The sequence below is a fragment of the Acinetobacter sp. JADD-222 genome, from assembly GCF_049310645.1.
In genome coordinates this window covers 428,402-444,938 of the sequence record NZ_JBMOWI010000001.1, presented here as the reverse complement: position 1 = coordinate 444,938, position 16,537 = coordinate 428,402, and the positions used below count along the sequence as shown (strand labels likewise).

At 38.3% G+C, this 16,537-nt stretch carries 15 protein-coding genes and 1 pseudogene; 10 read left to right on the top strand and 6 right to left on the bottom strand.

Features of this window, described 5'->3' with window-relative positions; translation table 11 throughout:
- Positions 1–337, top strand: a 337-nt coding sequence (locus tag ACO6UW_RS02005) for a transposase (RefSeq protein ID WP_161414176.1), incomplete at its 5' end; no start/stop codon positions are given.
- Between the two features lie 50 nt (positions 338–387).
- On the opposite strand, the pseudogene ACO6UW_RS02000 reads toward ACO6UW_RS02005, so the two are convergent.
- Together ACO6UW_RS02000 and ACO6UW_RS01995 are read right to left on the bottom strand one after the other, a co-directional pair.
- Positions 388–744: pseudogene (locus tag ACO6UW_RS02000) on the bottom strand (histidine kinase); the annotation flags it as partial.
- Between the two features lie 175 nt (positions 745–919).
- Positions 920–1,711: an A1S_2505 family phage non-structural protein gene (locus tag ACO6UW_RS01995; RefSeq protein ID WP_017386250.1), complete on the bottom strand. Its 792-nt coding sequence runs from the start codon at positions 1,709–1,711 to the stop codon at positions 920–922.
- Between the two features lie 179 nt (positions 1,712–1,890).
- Between ACO6UW_RS01995 and uvrB the strand changes: the two genes are divergently transcribed.
- From uvrB to proB, 8 genes are all read left to right on the top strand, one after another.
- A complete protein-coding gene (gene uvrB, locus ACO6UW_RS01990) occupies positions 1,891–3,912 on the top strand; it encodes an excinuclease ABC subunit UvrB (RefSeq protein ID WP_002118463.1) in 2,022 nt (673 codons plus the stop codon).
- Positions 3,913–4,005: 93 nt separating this feature from the next.
- Positions 4,006–4,593, top strand: a complete 588-nt coding sequence (locus tag ACO6UW_RS01985; RefSeq protein WP_017402788.1) for a lipocalin family protein — start codon at positions 4,006–4,008, stop codon at positions 4,591–4,593.
- A 110-nt stretch (positions 4,594–4,703) separates the two neighbouring features.
- Complete coding sequence (gene rarD, locus ACO6UW_RS01980) at positions 4,704–5,651, top strand: EamA family transporter RarD (RefSeq protein ID WP_081037777.1); 948 nt, start codon at positions 4,704–4,706, stop codon at positions 5,649–5,651.
- A 216-nt stretch (positions 5,652–5,867) separates the two neighbouring features.
- Positions 5,868–7,325 (top strand): glyceraldehyde-3-phosphate dehydrogenase, encoded by a 1,458-nt coding sequence (locus ACO6UW_RS01975; RefSeq protein WP_002118702.1) that lies wholly within the window; start codon positions 5,868–5,870, stop codon positions 7,323–7,325.
- Positions 7,326–7,474: 149 nt separating this feature from the next.
- Positions 7,475–8,200 carry a hypothetical protein gene (locus ACO6UW_RS01970; protein ID WP_017399267.1) on the top strand — a complete coding sequence of 242 codons (726 nt, stop codon included), beginning with the start codon at positions 7,475–7,477 and terminating at the stop codon, positions 8,198–8,200.
- Between the two features lie 11 nt (positions 8,201–8,211).
- Positions 8,212–8,886, top strand: a complete 675-nt coding sequence (locus ACO6UW_RS01965; RefSeq protein WP_005073191.1) for a hypothetical protein — start codon at positions 8,212–8,214, stop codon at positions 8,884–8,886.
- 179 nt (positions 8,887–9,065) lie between these two features.
- Positions 9,066–10,286 (top strand): Obg family GTPase CgtA, encoded by a 1,221-nt coding sequence (gene cgtA, locus ACO6UW_RS01960; RefSeq protein ID WP_002118576.1) that lies wholly within the window; start codon positions 9,066–9,068, stop codon positions 10,284–10,286.
- Between the two features lie 15 nt (positions 10,287–10,301).
- A complete protein-coding gene (gene proB / locus ACO6UW_RS01955) occupies positions 10,302–11,435 on the top strand; it encodes a glutamate 5-kinase (RefSeq protein WP_002118789.1) in 1,134 nt (377 codons plus the stop codon).
- Positions 11,436–11,461: 26 nt separating this feature from the next.
- On the opposite strand, the gene ACO6UW_RS01950 is transcribed toward proB, so the two are convergent.
- Both ACO6UW_RS01950 and ACO6UW_RS01945 read right to left on the bottom strand, forming a co-directional pair.
- Complete coding sequence (locus ACO6UW_RS01950) at positions 11,462–12,118, bottom strand: HAD-IB family hydrolase (protein WP_057062842.1); 657 nt, start codon at positions 12,116–12,118, stop codon at positions 11,462–11,464.
- On the bottom strand, positions 12,085–13,293 hold the full coding sequence (locus ACO6UW_RS01945) for a DUF1615 domain-containing protein (protein ID WP_057062846.1): 1,209 nt from the start codon (positions 13,291–13,293) through the stop codon (positions 12,085–12,087). The genes ACO6UW_RS01950 and ACO6UW_RS01945 overlap by 34 nt, the downstream gene beginning before the upstream one ends.
- Before the next feature lie 83 nt (positions 13,294–13,376).
- Here ACO6UW_RS01945 and dusB point away from each other — a divergent pair, with 83 nt between their 5' ends.
- A complete protein-coding gene (gene dusB / locus ACO6UW_RS01940; protein ID WP_005067871.1) occupies positions 13,377–14,402 on the top strand; it encodes a tRNA dihydrouridine synthase DusB in 1,026 nt (341 codons plus the stop codon).
- A 37-nt stretch (positions 14,403–14,439) separates the two neighbouring features.
- On the opposite strand, the gene ACO6UW_RS01935 is transcribed toward dusB, so the two are convergent.
- A complete protein-coding gene (locus ACO6UW_RS01935; protein WP_032063315.1) occupies positions 14,440–15,486 on the bottom strand; it encodes an NAD(P)H-dependent flavin oxidoreductase in 1,047 nt (348 codons plus the stop codon).
- A 117-nt stretch (positions 15,487–15,603) separates the two neighbouring features.
- Positions 15,604–16,305 carry a VIT1/CCC1 transporter family protein gene (locus ACO6UW_RS01930; protein ID WP_002118524.1) on the bottom strand — a complete coding sequence of 234 codons (702 nt, stop codon included), beginning with the start codon at positions 16,303–16,305 and terminating at the stop codon, positions 15,604–15,606.
- Positions 16,306–16,537: the final 232 nt, after the last annotated feature.

The following is a 16,537-nucleotide window of genomic DNA, read 5'->3' as shown; positions in this document are numbered from 1 at the left end:
CACCAAGCAATGCCGTCAGGTCATTGCAGATCGGCAAGCACATGCGGTGATTCCACCTAGAAAAAATGCGAAACCATGGAAAGATACAAAGAGTAGCTCGCTAGAGCGAAATGAATTACTTCGAACAATTAAACGTTTAGGTAGGACACTATGGAAAAAATGGTCAGGCTATCATCGCCGAAGTTTGGTTGAGACTAAAATGCACTGCATCAAATTATTAGGAGATAAACTCAGTGCAAGGAGCTTTGATAGCCAAGTCAATGAGGTTCATGCACGTGTAGCAGTCCTCAACAGATTTACGGAATTAGGTCGACCACTTACCCAAGTTACGCCTTAAATTTGGCTCAATTAGGGGCGCTTTGCCTTTCAAATCTTTGTGCAACAAAGCCCTGATAAGGTGTAATTCACGGTAGTGCTTGAAAAATGGGTTTTGCCATTCCATAACGCTTCAAGTTCATAAATATGTGATTCGAACATTTCCTTTTTAAAAATAAGGTTCAAATTCGAATAGAGTTCTTCATGTGTTGTTGCTTCAAAAAGTTCTAAAGTTTTTTGGTTAACACGAATAATTTTAATTTTATGAGCGCATTCGATAACTAAGTGTTTATTTTGATTTAAAAAGTCATGAAGGTTTTCAATTCCTTGCTTTCTCCATAAATCAAATTGTTGTTTAACTTCACTGAAATCCTCAATCCACATTGGAATTGGGCTAAGGTCAAAAATCGAAGAATCTAAAGTTTCCATATGTTTCTTTAAGTATTCAGTTTGCCTTAAAGTATAATGAGAAAAATTAAGATTTGGGAGGATAAAGAGTTTAAATATATTAGAATAATTAAAAATAAAAGGATTAAATGTAATTAAAAATAAAATAATGAGAAAGCAGAGATTATCTGCTTAACTCATAAATTCATAAGAAAAATTAACGATTAATAGGGTGATCAATGTTTTTTTCACCACGCCATAACTTAATAAAATCTTGCTCATCAAAATCGTAAAGTTCCATCAGTGCAACAACTGCACTTACAAAAATCATGGCACCCTCAGAGTTTCCATGAAGATTGAAAATTTTACCGTTTAACTTCCCTAAAATATCACTAAGCTCATGATCACGGCCTCGTCCATAACGATCTCGTGGGTACAACTCTTCATTTAAGACAATAAGAGCTATGGCTTTTTCAGCATCTGATAAATCAGTTTTATCTAAAGCTTCTTCAAATGATTCACTGCCATGATTAAAGTAAAAAATAACTTCATCATTAATGAAACTTTGTACCATCTTTTGAGTTAAAGTCGGAAATTGTGATACTGCATTATCTTCTACATAGGGTTTAAAAGATTCCGGAAAGATAACGTTATGATAAATCCCTTTAAAAAGAGGAGCGATTTCGGAAACTTTATAACCAGCAATGCCACAACCTAATGCAGTAATGAAATATTTCATTTTAGGATGATTTTTTGTGTATACCTTAAAGTCTTCAACATAATGCTGAATTTGTGAAAGTGGCATTTGTTGAATGTGTTCATTTAAAGTTGGAATTGCAAAGCTTTGACCAGCCCAGCCACGACCTACACCTTCAACTGCTCCGAAGTGCTGACTTGCAACGCGCGCTGCACCACTACCGTGTTGTCCAGCAAGATTACTTCCAAATACAAAAACTGTATCTTCGGGAAGTTCGGTTACAATACTTTCATCATGATATTGATAGGTCATGGTTATACTTTTTGTTTAATGGATAGCTTCATGTTGCAACCGATTAGGGTATTGGTCAAGTGTTAAGATGCTTAATCTTTTACATTGAATTTCCAGCTCAATTTAGACTTTAAATTAAGATAAAAATCCCCATTAAAAGGGGAGACGTTAAATTCAATTTTTCATAAAGAGAGATAACTTTGAACGAAAATCAACCTTTTGATTTGGTCACTCATTATCAGCCAGCAGGTGATCAGCCACAGGCCATTGAAAAGCTGGTAAATGGTATCGAGCATGGTTTTCGTAATCAGTTATTGCTGGGTGTAACTGGCTCGGGTAAAACCTATACCATGGCGAATGTGATCGCTCAAACACAGCGACCTACAATTGTGATGGCTCATAACAAAACTTTGGCTGCCCAGCTTTATGGAGAGTTTAAAGCGTTCTTCCCTAATAATGCGGTTGAGTATTTCGTAAGTTACTATGATTACTATCAACCCGAGGCTTATGTTCCATCCTCAGATACTTTTATTGAAAAAGATGCCGCTATTAACGATCACATTGACCAGATGCGACTATCAGCAACACGTGCTTTATTAGAGCGTCGTGATGCAATTATTGTGGCCTCGGTTTCTGCAATTTATGGTTTGGGTGACCCAAATGCTTATATGCAAATGTTACTGCATGTGGTTGAGGGCGACCGTGTAAGTCGTGATGAAATTATCCGCCGTTTGGTTGAAATGCAATATACGCGTAATGAACTTGAGTTCTTACGTGGTACATATCGAATTCGCGGCGAAATTATTGATATTTTCCCTGCCGAATCTGATCAACATGCGATTCGTATTGAACTATTTGATGACGAGGTCGATTCGATCCGTTGGTTTGACCCGTTAACGGGTAAAATGGTCCGTAAAGTTCCACGTGTTACGATTTATCCAAAAAGCCACTATGTAACGCCGAAAGATCATCTAACTCGTGCTATTGATACAATTAAAGATGAGTTACAAGATCAACTTAAATTCTTCCGTGAACATGACAAATTGCTGGAAGCCCAGCGTATTGAGCAGCGTACCCGTTATGATTTAGAAATGATGCAACAGTTGGGCTATACCAATGGTATCGAAAACTATTCACGTCATTTATCGGGCCGTCCAGCTGGTGAAGCGCCTCCAACTTTATTTGATTATGTACCAGAAGATGCATTACTGATTATTGATGAGTCACACGTTACAGTTCCGCAAATTGGAGCGATGTATAAAGGTGACCGATCACGTAAAGAAAATTTAGTGAATTACGGGTTCCGTTTACCAAGCGCACTTGATAATCGACCAATGAAATTTGAAGAGTGGGAGCGCATTGTACCGACGACCATTTTTGTCAGTGCAACACCTGCTAAATATGAGCTAGAAAAGTCTGACCAAGTGGTTGAACAGGTGGTACGTCCAACAGGACTAATCGATCCTGAAATTGAAGTTCGTCCTGTATTAACTCAAGTCGATGATGTTCTTTCTGAAATTAATATTCGTAAGAACCTAAATGAACGTGTGTTAGTGACCACTTTAACAAAGCGTATGGCGGAAGATCTGACTTCTTATTTAAAAGAATACGGGGTTAAAGTCGCTTATTTACACTCGGATATTGATACAGTTGAACGTGTCAAAATTATTCATGAGTTACGTACAGGTGTATTCGACGTTTTAGTCGGTATTAACTTGTTGCGTGAAGGTCTCGACATGCCAGAAGTTTCTTTAGTTGCTATTTTAGATGCAGATAAAGAAGGTTTTTTACGTTCAGAACGCTCACTCATTCAGACAATTGGTCGTGCCGCGCGTAACGTGAAAGGTAAAGCAATTTTATATGCTGACCGAATTACTGATTCTATGCAAAAAGCAATAGATGAGACTGAACGCCGTAGAGCTAAACAAATCGAGTTCAACGAGTTGCATGGTATTACGCCACGTAGTGCTGTTCGTCAGGTCATCAAAGAAATTGATTCAGGCGAAGTGCTTTCAGACGACGAAATTGATGAGAAGGTGCTTGAACAAGCACAAGCTTTAAGTGCTGACGAAAGACATATTCTCTCTGATCCAAAATTGTTTAGTAAGCATATTACTAAGCTTGAAAAAGAGATGTTAAAAGCTTCGAAAGATTTACAGTTTGAGCAAGCAGCACGGATACGTGATGAAATCATTCGACTAAAAGCGCAAATGTTGCAATAAACGAATACATAACGCTACATAATGTGTTTAAAAAACAAGCTACTGTAGATATTTGAGTTCTTTTGTATTCACAACTAATCGTTGAGGGCAACAATGGCATTTCGAAATAATGTTCCGCAAGCCAGCTGGCGTTTGGCTAAAATTGCGTTGGGCGGTGTCGTTTTGGCTGGTTTGGCTGTTGGAACCTATGTCTATGCCCAGCCGAAACCTTTGCAAACTGTCTATAAAGTTGAACTGGACCGATATTTAGGTGTTTGGTATGAAGTCGCGCGTAAACCTGCATTTTTCCAAAAAAAGTGTGCTTATAATGTATCTGCAACCTACACCTTAAACGAAAATGGAAATGTAGTAGTAGATAATCGCTGCTACGATAATAGAAAACAATTACAGCAATCTATCGGGGAGGCCTTTGTGGTTAACCCGCCATATAACACCAAATTGAAGGTAAGTTTTTTACCGGAAGCTGTAAGATGGATTCCGGTAATCCGTGGGGATTACTGGATTTTAAAGCTAGATGAAGACTATCAGACTGTTTTGGTTGGGGAACCTTCACGTAAATACCTTTGGGTGTTATCAAGAGACCCTCATCCAGAGCAAGAAGTGGTAGATGAATATTTAAATTATGCAAAAACATTAGGTTTTGATATTCGAGATATTATTCGTACAGAACATAAAGAATAGTGGTATATGTCTGTTTAAGAAAAAACCATGTTTTTACATGGTTTTTTCTTTTTTATAGTGGATAAATCAAGTATTGTAGTGAGTTGTTTTTACTAAAGTCTAAGAGGTTAATGATGTTTAAGGGCGTGATCTTGTCTGTCATGGCATCATTCACTTTTGGTGTACTTTATTTTTATACTCAATTATTAAGCCAGCTAGATAGTGAGCAAACTTTTGGATGGCGGATTATTGCAACACTGCCGTTCCTTACTTTATTTATGTGGTGGAGTGGTGATTTAGCTTATATCAAAAATATCTATCAACGTATTTTGGCTAAACCTTCTTTACTATTATTGTTAATCACAACCTCTATTTTAACCTCAGTACAACTTTGGCTTTTTTTGTGGGGGCCGATGCATGGGCGTGGGTTACAAGTCTCTTTGGGATATTTCTTATTACCGCTGGTTCTTGTCTTAGCTGGAAGTGTGTTGTATGGCGAAAAAATATCAAAATTTCAATGGGTAGCAATTATTCTTGCAGTCATTGGTGTTAGCCATGAGATATGGCGTTTAGGAAGTATTGCGTGGGAAACTGCATTGGTAGCAGTTGGATATTCTGCCTACTTTTTATTACGTAAAAAAATTAAAACAGATAATTTAGGGGGCTTTTGGTGGGATTTGGTCATTATTATGCCCGTTGCGATTTATTTAACTCATACAGGTTTGCAGCCATACAGTAAATTTATAGACCAACCAAGTCTTTCTTTGATCATTATTGGGCTTGGAATTTTAAGTGCTATTGGTCTGGGAAGTTATATTCTGGCAAGTCGCTTTCTACCTTTAGTTGTGTTTGGACTCTTAGGATATTTGGAACCTGTATTACTTGCTTTAGCTTCTTTAGTTTTAGGGGAGAGCATTGGTCAAGAAGAATGGTTCACTTATATTCCGATTTGGTGTGCTGTTTTTGTACTCGTTTTAGAAGGGGCAATTCATCTTTATCAACAACGGCAAAAAGCCCAAAATCTGCAACTTAATATCACGAAATATCAAAAAAGATTAAAAAATGATGAGTTCAATTAGGTCGTCAGAACCTAAAAAGTAAGAAAAAGCAAAAATTTAGCTGCTTTAAACAATAAGATAATAAAAAATAATTATAGGTATTTTATGAATTTATGATGAATTTTAGGAAAATCTAGTCACTAACGTCAGCTTTTGATTCATTCTTGCCAATAATTCCATTACAATTACGGGGTTTTAAAAATCACGCCTAGATATAATTAATTAGAGGACGTATCTGTGAGCAAAGACACTATCATCGCCCTGCACGCTGAACACCAAGGCCGTTGGAAAAACCGTGAAGAAATCGCGGAACGTATGATTGCATTAATCGGTCAATTATACCGTGAAAAAAATATTGTCGTATCTGTTTACGGTCGCTCTTTAATTAACCGTTCTGTTATCCAAATTTTGAAAACTCACCGTCGTACACGTGTTGTAGACGTTGAACTTTCTGTTGTAAACACATTCCCAATTTTAGAAGCTTTAGCAAAAGTTGAAAATATTGGTTCTGCAGAAGTTGATATCGGTAAACTTGCTGTCGAATACAAAGAAAAAGGCGGTGATGTTGATGCTTTTGTTGCTCAATCAGTTGAATCAATCAAAGGTAGCGCAACTTCTGAACAACCTAAAGATGTAGTTCTTTACGGTTTTGGTCGTATTGGTCGTATCTTGGCTCGTTTAATCATTAGCCAATCAGGTTTAGGTCGTGGTTTAAGCCTTAAAGCAATCGTTGTACGTAAGTCTTCTGACGGTGACTTGGCAAAACGTGCTTCTTTACTTCGTCGTGACTCTATTCACGGTACTTTCGCTGGTACAATTTCTGTTGATGAAGAAAACGAAGCAATCATTGCTAACGGTAACTTCATTAAAGTGATTTATGCGTCTAGCCCAAGTGAAGTTGACTATACTGAATACGGTATTGAAAACGCACTTTTAATCGACAACACTGGTAAATGGCGTGATGCTGAAGGTCTAAGCCAACACTTGAAATGCCCAGGTGTTGCACGTGTTGTATTGACTGCACCAAGTAAAGGCGAAATGAAAAACGTTGTATTTGGCGTAAACAACACAGATATCTTGGATGAAGACAAAATCATCTCTGCTGCAAGTTGTACAACAAATGCAATTACTCCAATTCTTAAAGTATTGGATGACAAATATAAAGTTCTTAACGGTCATGTTGAAACTGTTCACTCATTTACAAATGACCAGAACTTAATCGATAACTACCATAAAGCAGATCGTCGTGGCCGTGCTGCTACTTTGAACATGGTAATTACAGAGACTGGCGCAGCTAAAGCAGTTGCTAAAGCATTACCTGCATTGAAAGGTAAGTTAACTGGTAACTCTGTACGTGTTCCTACACCAAACGTATCTCTTGCAATCTTGAACTTAACACTTGATAAAGAAGTTGATCGTGAAGAAGTGAACGAATACATTCGTCAAATTTCGATTAACTCTAACCTTCAAGGTCAAATTGGTTATACCAACTCGACTGAAGTTGTATCGAGTGACTTTATCGGTTCTCGCACAGCAGGTGTATACGATGCTCAAGCAACGATTACTTCTGGTAACCGCTTAACTGCTTACGTTTGGTACGATAACGAAGTTGGTTATAGCTGTCAGGTATTACGTATTGCTGAACAAATGTGCGGCGTAAGCTACAAAAAAATCCCAGCAGAATTGAATGCTTAAGATCATTTAACGATCTATAAAATATTTTCACAAAAAAACCCAGTTTAAACTGGGTTTTTTTACAACCGTACAAAATATATGCTGACTATTTTTTGTAAATAAATGAGAATACAAATTAAGGAAAAAAAGAAAATAGTAAGGGATAGGAATTGTCGCAGTTTAAACGTTTGTTGGTCGTTTTTGTATTCATCATTATTGCCAATTTATGTGGTGTACTCATTGCAATATGGGTATTTAAGCACTTTAATATTTATATTCCACTGAAAAATCAGGCAGTTGCTATTGATTTACAAGAGCCTCTACAGGTTAAGGTTAAAGTACAAGATGCTTTAAATGTGGATGTAAAGGGGCGCGTAAATGCCAGTATTCCAATTGATGAGAAACTGAATATTCCTTTAACACAAACATTAACTCCGCGTGTTTATTTCGATAATATGGTGCCGATTAGCACTACTATTCCTGTCAAAGAAACATTAAAAGTTGAGCAAAATCTACCAATTGATACTAAGGTTCAGGTGCGAGTTTTAGGACGTGATATTACGTTGCCATTGAAAGGAACAATTCCATTAAAACTTGATGTGCCAATTGATATTAATGTCCCGCTTGAGCAAAAAGTTCATTTAAAATTTGATGCGCCAGTACGCACGGTATTAAAAGAAAATTTACATATTCCTCTAAAAGCAAGATTAGATACGAATATCCCAATTGAGGGTAATTTAAATGTACCTGTTAAAACTGCATTAAATGCTTCGGTTGATGTGAAAAATACTTTGCCTGTTAAGATTGCAAATGGTGAGTTAAAGATTCCTCTGTCCACTATGCGATTAAATCGAGTATTAGGTTCAGAAACTTCACAAAAGACAGCTGATCAATAGGGTGGATGCTAATGTTCCGTTCACTCAAGAGTATGTTAATCAGTTTCTTTTTAATGATGATACTTGCCGCTATTATGTTTTGGGTGTATCTCAACATTCAGGCAAATTTAGTCGTTTCTGCTCATAATGCCGATATTAGTTTACCTGACTCTTTAGAAACAAAAATTCAAGTTGGTAATACTTTGCAGGTTCAGTCTATTGGTAAACTTGATACAACCTTAGATATAGACCGCCAATTAACTTTACCCTTAAAAGGGAAATATTTGGCAGATTTAAATTTTGCTGTAGAAACACCTATTACGGTAAGTGTCGATTATTCAACGACTCTAAAAATTGATCAGGTTATGCCTTTAGAAACCACCACAGACTTGGTTTATCAAAGTAAGTTTTTACCAAAATTTCCCCTTAAATTAGATATCCCTATTAAATTAGATGTGCCTTTTAATTTAAAACGTAGTTATACCGTTCCCGTTAAAATTGTTTTTGATGGTCCGGTTTATTTTGAATTCGATGAACCTGTAAATTTATCGGTGAAACATCAGTTTAAACCAAGCCTAAACGTAAATGATCCTATGGAAATGGGGAATGTCTCTTCATTTAATGCCATCATGTATAATTCTGTGCCAAAAACAAAAGCAAATCTTGATATGCAAATGACCTTACCTCTGCGCAATGTTCATCCTTGATAATTAAATAAATTGGCTAAATTTTATTTTTTATAAGGATACTATTTGCAAAACTAAAAGCATCTGCTGGATTAAAGATAAAATAGATCGTTATAAATGGAATTGTTCCATTTTCTATTCGAGAATTTTATGAAAATATGGCAGAATAGGCGGTTTTAGAGTTTTTAGAGGATTGGCAGATGCGCTTTGTTGATGAAGCAGTCATTACCGTAGAGGCTGGCGACGGTGGCAATGGCGTAGCCAGTTTTCGCCGTGAAAAATTTGTACCATTTGGTGGCCCAGATGGTGGTGATGGCGGACGTGGTGGAAGTATCTATATTCAAGCTGATGACGATACAAGTACGCTAGTCGATTACCGTTACACACGTAAATTCCGTGCTGAGCGTGGAAAAAACGGTGCAGGTGCTAACTGTACTGGACGTGGTGGTGAAGATGTGGTTTTAAAAGTACCCGTTGGTACAACAATTGTTGATACAGATTCAGGCGATATTATTGGCGATTTGGTTGAAGACGGCCAAAGAATTCTGGTTGCTGGTGGTGGTGAAGGTGGTTTAGGTAACACTCACTTTAAATCATCAACTAACCGTGCACCTCGTAAATGTACGACTGGTACAAAAGGTGAGTTCCGCGAAATTCGTCTTGAATTAAAAGTATTGGCTGATGTTGGTTTGCTGGGTATGCCAAATGCCGGTAAATCTACTTTCATTCGTGCTGTAAGTGCTGCAAAACCAAAAGTGGCAGACTATCCATTTACAACCATGGTTCCAAACTTGGGTGTAGTCGATGCTGACCGCCATCGTTCATTTGTAATGGCCGATATTCCAGGGTTAATCGAGGGTGCAGCAGAAGGTGCAGGTTTAGGAATTCGCTTCCTTAAACATTTGGCACGTACTCGTATTCTTTTACACATTATTGATGTACAACCAATTGATGGTTCTGATCCAGCGCATAATGCAAAAGCGATTATGAATGAGTTGGCTAAGTTCTCACCAACTTTGGCTAAATTACCAGTTGTTTTAGTACTCAATAAACTTGATCAGATTGCTGAAGAAAGCCGCGAAGAGTGGTGTCAGCACATTCTAGATGAACTAGAGTGGACTGGACCTGTCTTTAAGACATCGGGCTTATTAAGCGAAGGTACAAAAGAAGTTGTGTATTACTTGATGGATCAGATTGAACAACAACGTGAACGCGAAGTTGAAGATCCTGAATATGCAGCAGAAGTAAGAGCTTTCCGTGAACAACTAGAAGTTGAAACACGTGAACAAACCATTGCGGCAAAAGAAGCATATCGTGCAATGCGTCGAGCACAACGTCTCGAAAGCATGATGGACGATGATGATGATTTTGACGATGATGAAGACGACAATGATGTAGAAGTCATCTACGTTCGTGACTAGAAAACCGAGGGAAACATGATAGAAGTGGTCGATGGGCAACGTCAGCTCAGTGAGTGTAAACGAATCGTTGTTAAAATCGGATCATCTTTACTTACGGCTAATGGGCAAGGTTTAGATCTAGATGCTATTTCGCATTGGGCGAAACAGATTGCAGATCTGCACAATGCTGGACACGAGATTATTTTAGTGTCATCAGGAGCTGTAGCAGAAGGTATGGTTCGTATGAAGCTTGCGAGTCGACCCACCGATCTACCCAGTCTACAAGCCTGTGCTGCAATTGGGCAGATGGGCTTAATTCATACTTGGTCTAGTGTGCTTGAAAACCACGGTATTCGTACTGCTCAGGTTTTATTGACTCATGATGATTTGGCAGATCGCCGTCGTTATCTGAACTCGTGTGATGCTTTGCAAAACTTGATTGATTGGCGTGTGATTCCTGTCATTAATGAAAATGACACGGTGTCTACCGATGAGATCCGTTTTGGAGATAACGATACCTTAGCTGCAATGGTGGCAGGTCAGGTTCACGCAGAATTACTGATCATTTTAACCGATCAGCAAGGTATGTTTGACTCAGATCCGCGTCATAACCCTGATGCTAAATTACTCTCTACTGTTCGTGCTATGGATGATGATTTATTCGATATGGCCGGCGGTGGTGGTGTGCTTGGCAGAGGTGGGATGGTCACTAAAGTTCGTGCTGCACGTTTAGCTGCTAAATCGGGCTGCCCAACCCTCATCGCGAGTGGCGAAAGTGATAATGTCTTATCACGTGCGATGGCAGGTGAGATGCTAGGCACTTTGTTTACTACAGATAAAGACCGCATGACTGCTCATCAACAGTGGCTCGCTGCTCATTTACAAACAGCAGGTCGTCTTGTGATTGATGATGGTGCTGTTGAAGCGATTAAATTGAAGCATCGCAGTTTGCTCCCTGTTGGAGTTAAAAATGTTGAAGGACATTTTGATCGTGGTGATGTGGTTGAATGTGTCGATAAACAAGGTAAACGTATTGCGGTAGGTCGAGTGAACTTTAGTTCACGATCAGCCGAAATTATTAAAGGCTTAGCCTCAGATAAGGTTTATCAAGTGCTTGGTGAAGCTCGTTCACTTGAAATGATTCACCGTGATCATATGGCAATTTATTAAGATTTACTCAAATAAAAAAGCTCGCTTTAAGCGAGCTTTTTTTCTGGTGTTAAACGAGGTAAAACACGGTCTTCACCTACCATATATGGATGTGTGGCGAGACTAAGCATGTCTAAGTCTTCCGAGCTATTACCATAAGCATAAATCTGGTGGTAATGCTGTAGCGTATATTGCTGATGTATTCTCAACTTCTTTTGTTCACTACTACAATCTGGAGTGGAGTAGTAACCAGTCATCATACCGTTTCTAATTTGAGTTTCGGTACAAATTAACTCGATATCTAGTAACTTACAAAGTGGAGCAAGATAGACATCAATTGAAGCTGAAACTAATACGACCTGATCACCACGCAATTGATGGTGTTGTAACTGAGTAAAGATTTCTGGCGAAAGCGCAGAGACTAACTCTTGTGCGTATTCTTCACCTAATTTTTGTAATTCAATTGCAGGCGTATTTTTAAACATGCTACGGAATAACTTGGCACGCATAGCATGGGCTGGATAAAAGTTAAGATAGTAGGCTTGAATCCATGGCAGAATTTTTAAGCCTTGCTTAACAATGTGACGCTTAGATAAAGCATAAAAGATGAACCCTGTAAAACTATCTTTACTACACAAGGTTCCATCAAAATCGAACAGGGCGAGACTTTTTATAGTCTTATTCGTTTCGCTCGTTGCATACATGTTTCATATCGTCCGTTTACGCGGGTTGCATACCAATTGGTATTATAATCACGACTTAATTTAGGCCCGGAAATCACCACTTGAGGCATAATTGCATAGAGCGGTTCTTTGCCAGTTTTTGATTTATAAAGTTTAGTTAGCGCAATATAAGTTTGAGTATTCTCAAACTTTTTCTCTTTTTCTAATTTAAGATCATTACGAATTTGTCTTGGTGTAACTAAGATATTATTTTTTGCAAATACCGTAATCAGCTCTTTTTCTGACTCGCTTTGAGTCGCGCGTGGATCACCATCTTTTGTATAAAGAAGTAGATCGCCATCAAGGCTTATATCCTTATCAGTAAGTTCTCGTAGCATTTTTTGAAAAGCTGCATTACGGCTAGAGTACATACCGGAGTTATAATCCGCAAAACGATAAATAGCTTTATCATAGTCTGCCGGATAAACCATTAAACGATGTATGCCGTAATATAAACCACCATATTCAGTATAGAGATCATCGCGAAGCGCAGCAGTACTCATACTCGAACGCTTGTTTGCTTTTGCATAATTAATATGAACTTGCATTGAGCCCAAAGTCGTAATAGGGTTCATTTTCTCGCCAATATCTTGACCAACCAATTTGGCTGCACCAGTTAAGGCACTCACATGATAATGTTTAGCCATGAAGTCGAAAATTTCTCGGTAAAGTAAGTCGAGTTCTTTCTCGGTTTTAACTTTACGCATTTGACTCATATAGTTGTTATCAGGAGAAGGCTGAGTTCTTAGAACTTCTTCAAAATAACCAGCAATTGTTCCACCAACGGTTTTGCCAAGTTTATCTTCAAATTTTTCATTTAAACGTGTACTCACTTCCTCAACAGCCTTTTGTCCTAATCCAGACACCTGAGGGTTGGCAACAAAGTTAGATTCTTGATCGACAACTGCAATAATACTGCAGACATTTTTTTTATTTTTTTGAATATCTAACTCTTTCATGATGTCATCGATATCATTTGCCCATGACTCACGGTCATGCACACGCGATGGAATTAGACGTTTAATCTGTTGGCTTTCTAGTTCAGGCTCATCATCGTTTGACCACCAAGCTTTATCACCACAAGCAGCTAAACTCATGCATACGGCAGCCATGCCGAATGATTTTAATAAAAAACGGGAAGACAACGGTTTGTTCATGGCGAGGAAAGCACCTGCATAAAAAGATGAGCCGATTAAGCGGATGAAGTATACTATGTTGATCATCAATTGTATGAATATATATGTATATTGGTCCCTATCAACTGTCAAATAATTTAATTGTCGCTCCTATGGCGGGAGTCACTGACCGTCCATTTAGAACACTGTGCAAATATTTTGGTGCAGGCCATGCAGTCAGTGAAATGATGACTGCTGATAAAACTTTGCGGATGAGCAAAAAGAGCCTCTACCGTGCGAACTTTGATGGTGAACTCGCTCCAATCTCTGCTCAAATTGCAGGTTCTGATCCTGAGCAATTGGCAGAGGCTGCACGCTATCAAGTAGCAAATGGCGCACAAATTGTTGATATCAATATGGGATGTCCTGCCAAGAAAGTATGTAACAAACTTGCTGGTTCAGCGCTATTACAAGATGAAGACTTAGTGGCTCGAATTCTTGATGCAGTTGTTGCTGCTGTTGATGTTCCCGTGACTTTGAAAACCCGTTTGGGCTTTTTAAATGGTCAGGAAAATATTTTAAGAGTCGCAAAAAGGGCAGAAGAAGCGGGGATTGCCGCGCTAGCTTTACATGGCCGTACTCGCGAAGACATGTATTTAAATACAGCGCGTTATGATTTGATCAAACATGTTAAAGAATTAATCAATATTCCACTTATTGCGAACGGTGATATTGATAGTCCTGAAAAAGCAAAATATGTACTCGACTATACTGGGGCAGATGCAATTATGATTGGTCGAGCTGCTCAAGGTCGACCATGGATTTTTCGTGAAATTGCTCATTATTTAAAAACTGGTGAACACTTAGCTGCACCTAATATTGAAGAGGTGAAGCAGGTGTTACTAGGACATTTATCAGAACTTTATCAATTTTATGGTGAATACTCTGGCTGCCGTATTGCCCGTAAACACATTGCTTGGTACACCAAAGGATTACGTTCGAGTAATGAATTCCGCCAAAATATGTATAAAGTTGAAAGCACTGCTGAACAGGCAATAGTAGTCGAAAATTATTTTAATCAGTTATTAGCTGAAGGCAATTTGATGAGTGATGTTCAGGTTGAGCAGGTTAACTTACTAGAAACCCATTAAATAAAAAGCCAGTATATGATTACTGGCTTTTTAAGATTTACTCATCTTCTAGCATTTCTACAACTAACTGGTTAACCAGATCAGCAGCATCTAGCTCTCGTATTTGAGAGACATTACTACCCGCCCAAAAAGCACCGAAGCCATAGTCTTTATTCTTGCTTGCAATGGCATTTAATTGCTTGGCTAGATCGTATGCATATGGATATTCGGGTTGAGGAGGGCGATTAGGTAAATCAATTTGTGTGTGCCAATGGTTGAGCAGGCCACGGGCTGGACGCCCAGAAAGACTGGCGCTGATTTGTGTTACAGGTTCATTAAATAAAGCTTTACGATACTCGGCAGATGCATTTGATGTATGGCATTGAACAAATGCTGTTCCGAGTTGAACCGCAGCAGCTCCTAAGCTCAACATATGCCGTGCCTGTGCTCCATTCATAATACCGCCTGCAGCTACCACAGGTGGTTTGCAATGCTTGACAATAAGGTGTACTAAATCGCTCGTTTTAATTGCTGCATCAAAGGCTTTATTAAAGATTCCACGATGTCCGCCTGCTTCAATCCCTTGAGCAATAATAATATCTATACCAGCCGTTTCAATGGCTTGTGCTTCAACTAAGTTGGTAGCAGACACCATCGTGATAATTCCGGCATCTTTTAATGCCTGAATTTGATGGGGATGGGGAATTCCAAAATGAAAACTTACCGCTTTAGGTTTGGTTTCTAATACGACATTTAGAAAATCATCGTTATCAAGAAAACTTGGATAAATACAGTTTAAGTTTTGAGGAGGCTGTTCTCCGAACTTTTCAAATTGTGGGCGTAAATATTCAATCCATTGTGCTGAGGTTTGAGGGTTTAGTTGTTCGGGTTGATGGCAGAAAAAATTAACCTGAAATGATTTTTCTGTAAGTGTTTGGGTTTTTAAAATCTGTTCACGTGCACTTTGCGCCGTATTTGCACCTAGACCTAAGGATCCAAGACCACCCTGATTAGAAACTTCTGCTGCAAGTTCAGGTGTAGATACACCTGCCATAGGGGCAAGAAAAATTGGATGTTTAATTTCAAGTTGTTGTAATAGGTCCATTTTATTCACCTCATTTCTTTCTATTCACCATAGCGTGAAAACCGAACCAAGAGCAAATAATATTGGGCATTTAGTTTTTAAATATTTAGTTCTTAAACATTGATAAGTTCTGATTTTTTAAAGTGGAGTAACATGAAATAAAGAGCCGATCCAGCTTGAAAAGCCCATCGCTAAAATTCCCCACAAGGTAATGCGTAGACTCCCTTTAAGCTTGGAAGTACCTGCGAAATGACTTGATAGCGCTCCTAAAAAGGCTAATGAAATAATGCCAAATATTAAGACTGTTTTTTCGATCCATATATCTGGACTGAGTAAAATAGCCAGCATAGGAAACAATGCCCCAAATGAAAATGAGCCAGCTGAAGCTAATGCGGCTTGAATAGGGTTTGCTGCGGTATTTTCATGAATACCAATTTCATCACGCGCGTGAGCCCCTAATGCATCATGATTTGTAAGTTCAGTAGCAACTTGTAGAGCTAAGTCAGGTGCTAAGCCTCTGGATATATAAATTTGGGTGAGTTCGTCCAATTCACGCTGCGGATGCTTTTTGAGTTCTTGTTCTTCAAATTTTAAGTCGGCTTTTTCAATATCTTCTTGTGATTTTACTGAAATATATTCTCCTGCAGCCATAGAGGTTGCACCAGAAATTAAACCAGCAATACATGCAATAAGAAGTGTATGAGCAGAAGCCCCACTTGCAGCCATTCCCATAATTAGGCTAGTAACAGAAATAATTCCATCATTTGCCCCTAAAACGGCCGCCCTTAACCAACCTGAGCGGTGAATAAAATGATGTTCTGGATGCTGAGAAAAGGACATGTTTTCCCCTATTTGTAGTTATAAATTTTTATCTTATCCTATAAGATTATTTACAATAATACGATTAAAAAATGTGTCATTATAGGAAAAACAAACAGATAAGAACTTTTTTAAAACATAATATTAAAGGAGATAAAATGAACAATTTAAAGAACTCATCTACTTATATAAACAGTGTCATTTATGGGTTTAATTATAATACTTATTGATTAAATTTTAATTTGATTGCTAC

Coding starts and splice junctions, on each gene's coding strand:
- ACO6UW_RS01965 (WP_005073191.1), top strand. CDS start 8,212: ATGTTCCGTTCACTCAAGAGTATGTTAATCAGTTTCTTTTTAATGATG.
- ACO6UW_RS01950 (WP_057062842.1), bottom strand. CDS start 12,118: ATGTATGCAACGAGCGAAACGAATAAGACTATAAAAAGTCTCGCCCTG.
- ACO6UW_RS01935 (WP_032063315.1), bottom strand. CDS start 15,486: ATGGACCTATTACAACAACTTGAAATTAAACATCCAATTTTTCTTGCC.
- ACO6UW_RS01985 (WP_017402788.1), top strand. CDS start 4,006: ATGGCATTTCGAAATAATGTTCCGCAAGCCAGCTGGCGTTTGGCTAAA.
- cgtA (WP_002118576.1), top strand. CDS start 9,066: ATGCGCTTTGTTGATGAAGCAGTCATTACCGTAGAGGCTGGCGACGGT.
- dusB (WP_005067871.1), top strand. CDS start 13,377: ATGTATATTGGTCCCTATCAACTGTCAAATAATTTAATTGTCGCTCCT.
- ACO6UW_RS01930 (WP_002118524.1), bottom strand. CDS start 16,305: ATGTCCTTTTCTCAGCATCCAGAACATCATTTTATTCACCGCTCAGGT.
- ACO6UW_RS01995 (WP_017386250.1), bottom strand. CDS start 1,711: ATGACCTATCAATATCATGATGAAAGTATTGTAACCGAACTTCCCGAA.
- proB (WP_002118789.1), top strand. CDS start 10,302: ATGATAGAAGTGGTCGATGGGCAACGTCAGCTCAGTGAGTGTAAACGA.
- rarD (WP_081037777.1), top strand. CDS start 4,704: ATGATGTTTAAGGGCGTGATCTTGTCTGTCATGGCATCATTCACTTTT.
- ACO6UW_RS01945 (WP_057062846.1), bottom strand. CDS start 13,293: ATGAACAAACCGTTGTCTTCCCGTTTTTTATTAAAATCATTCGGCATG.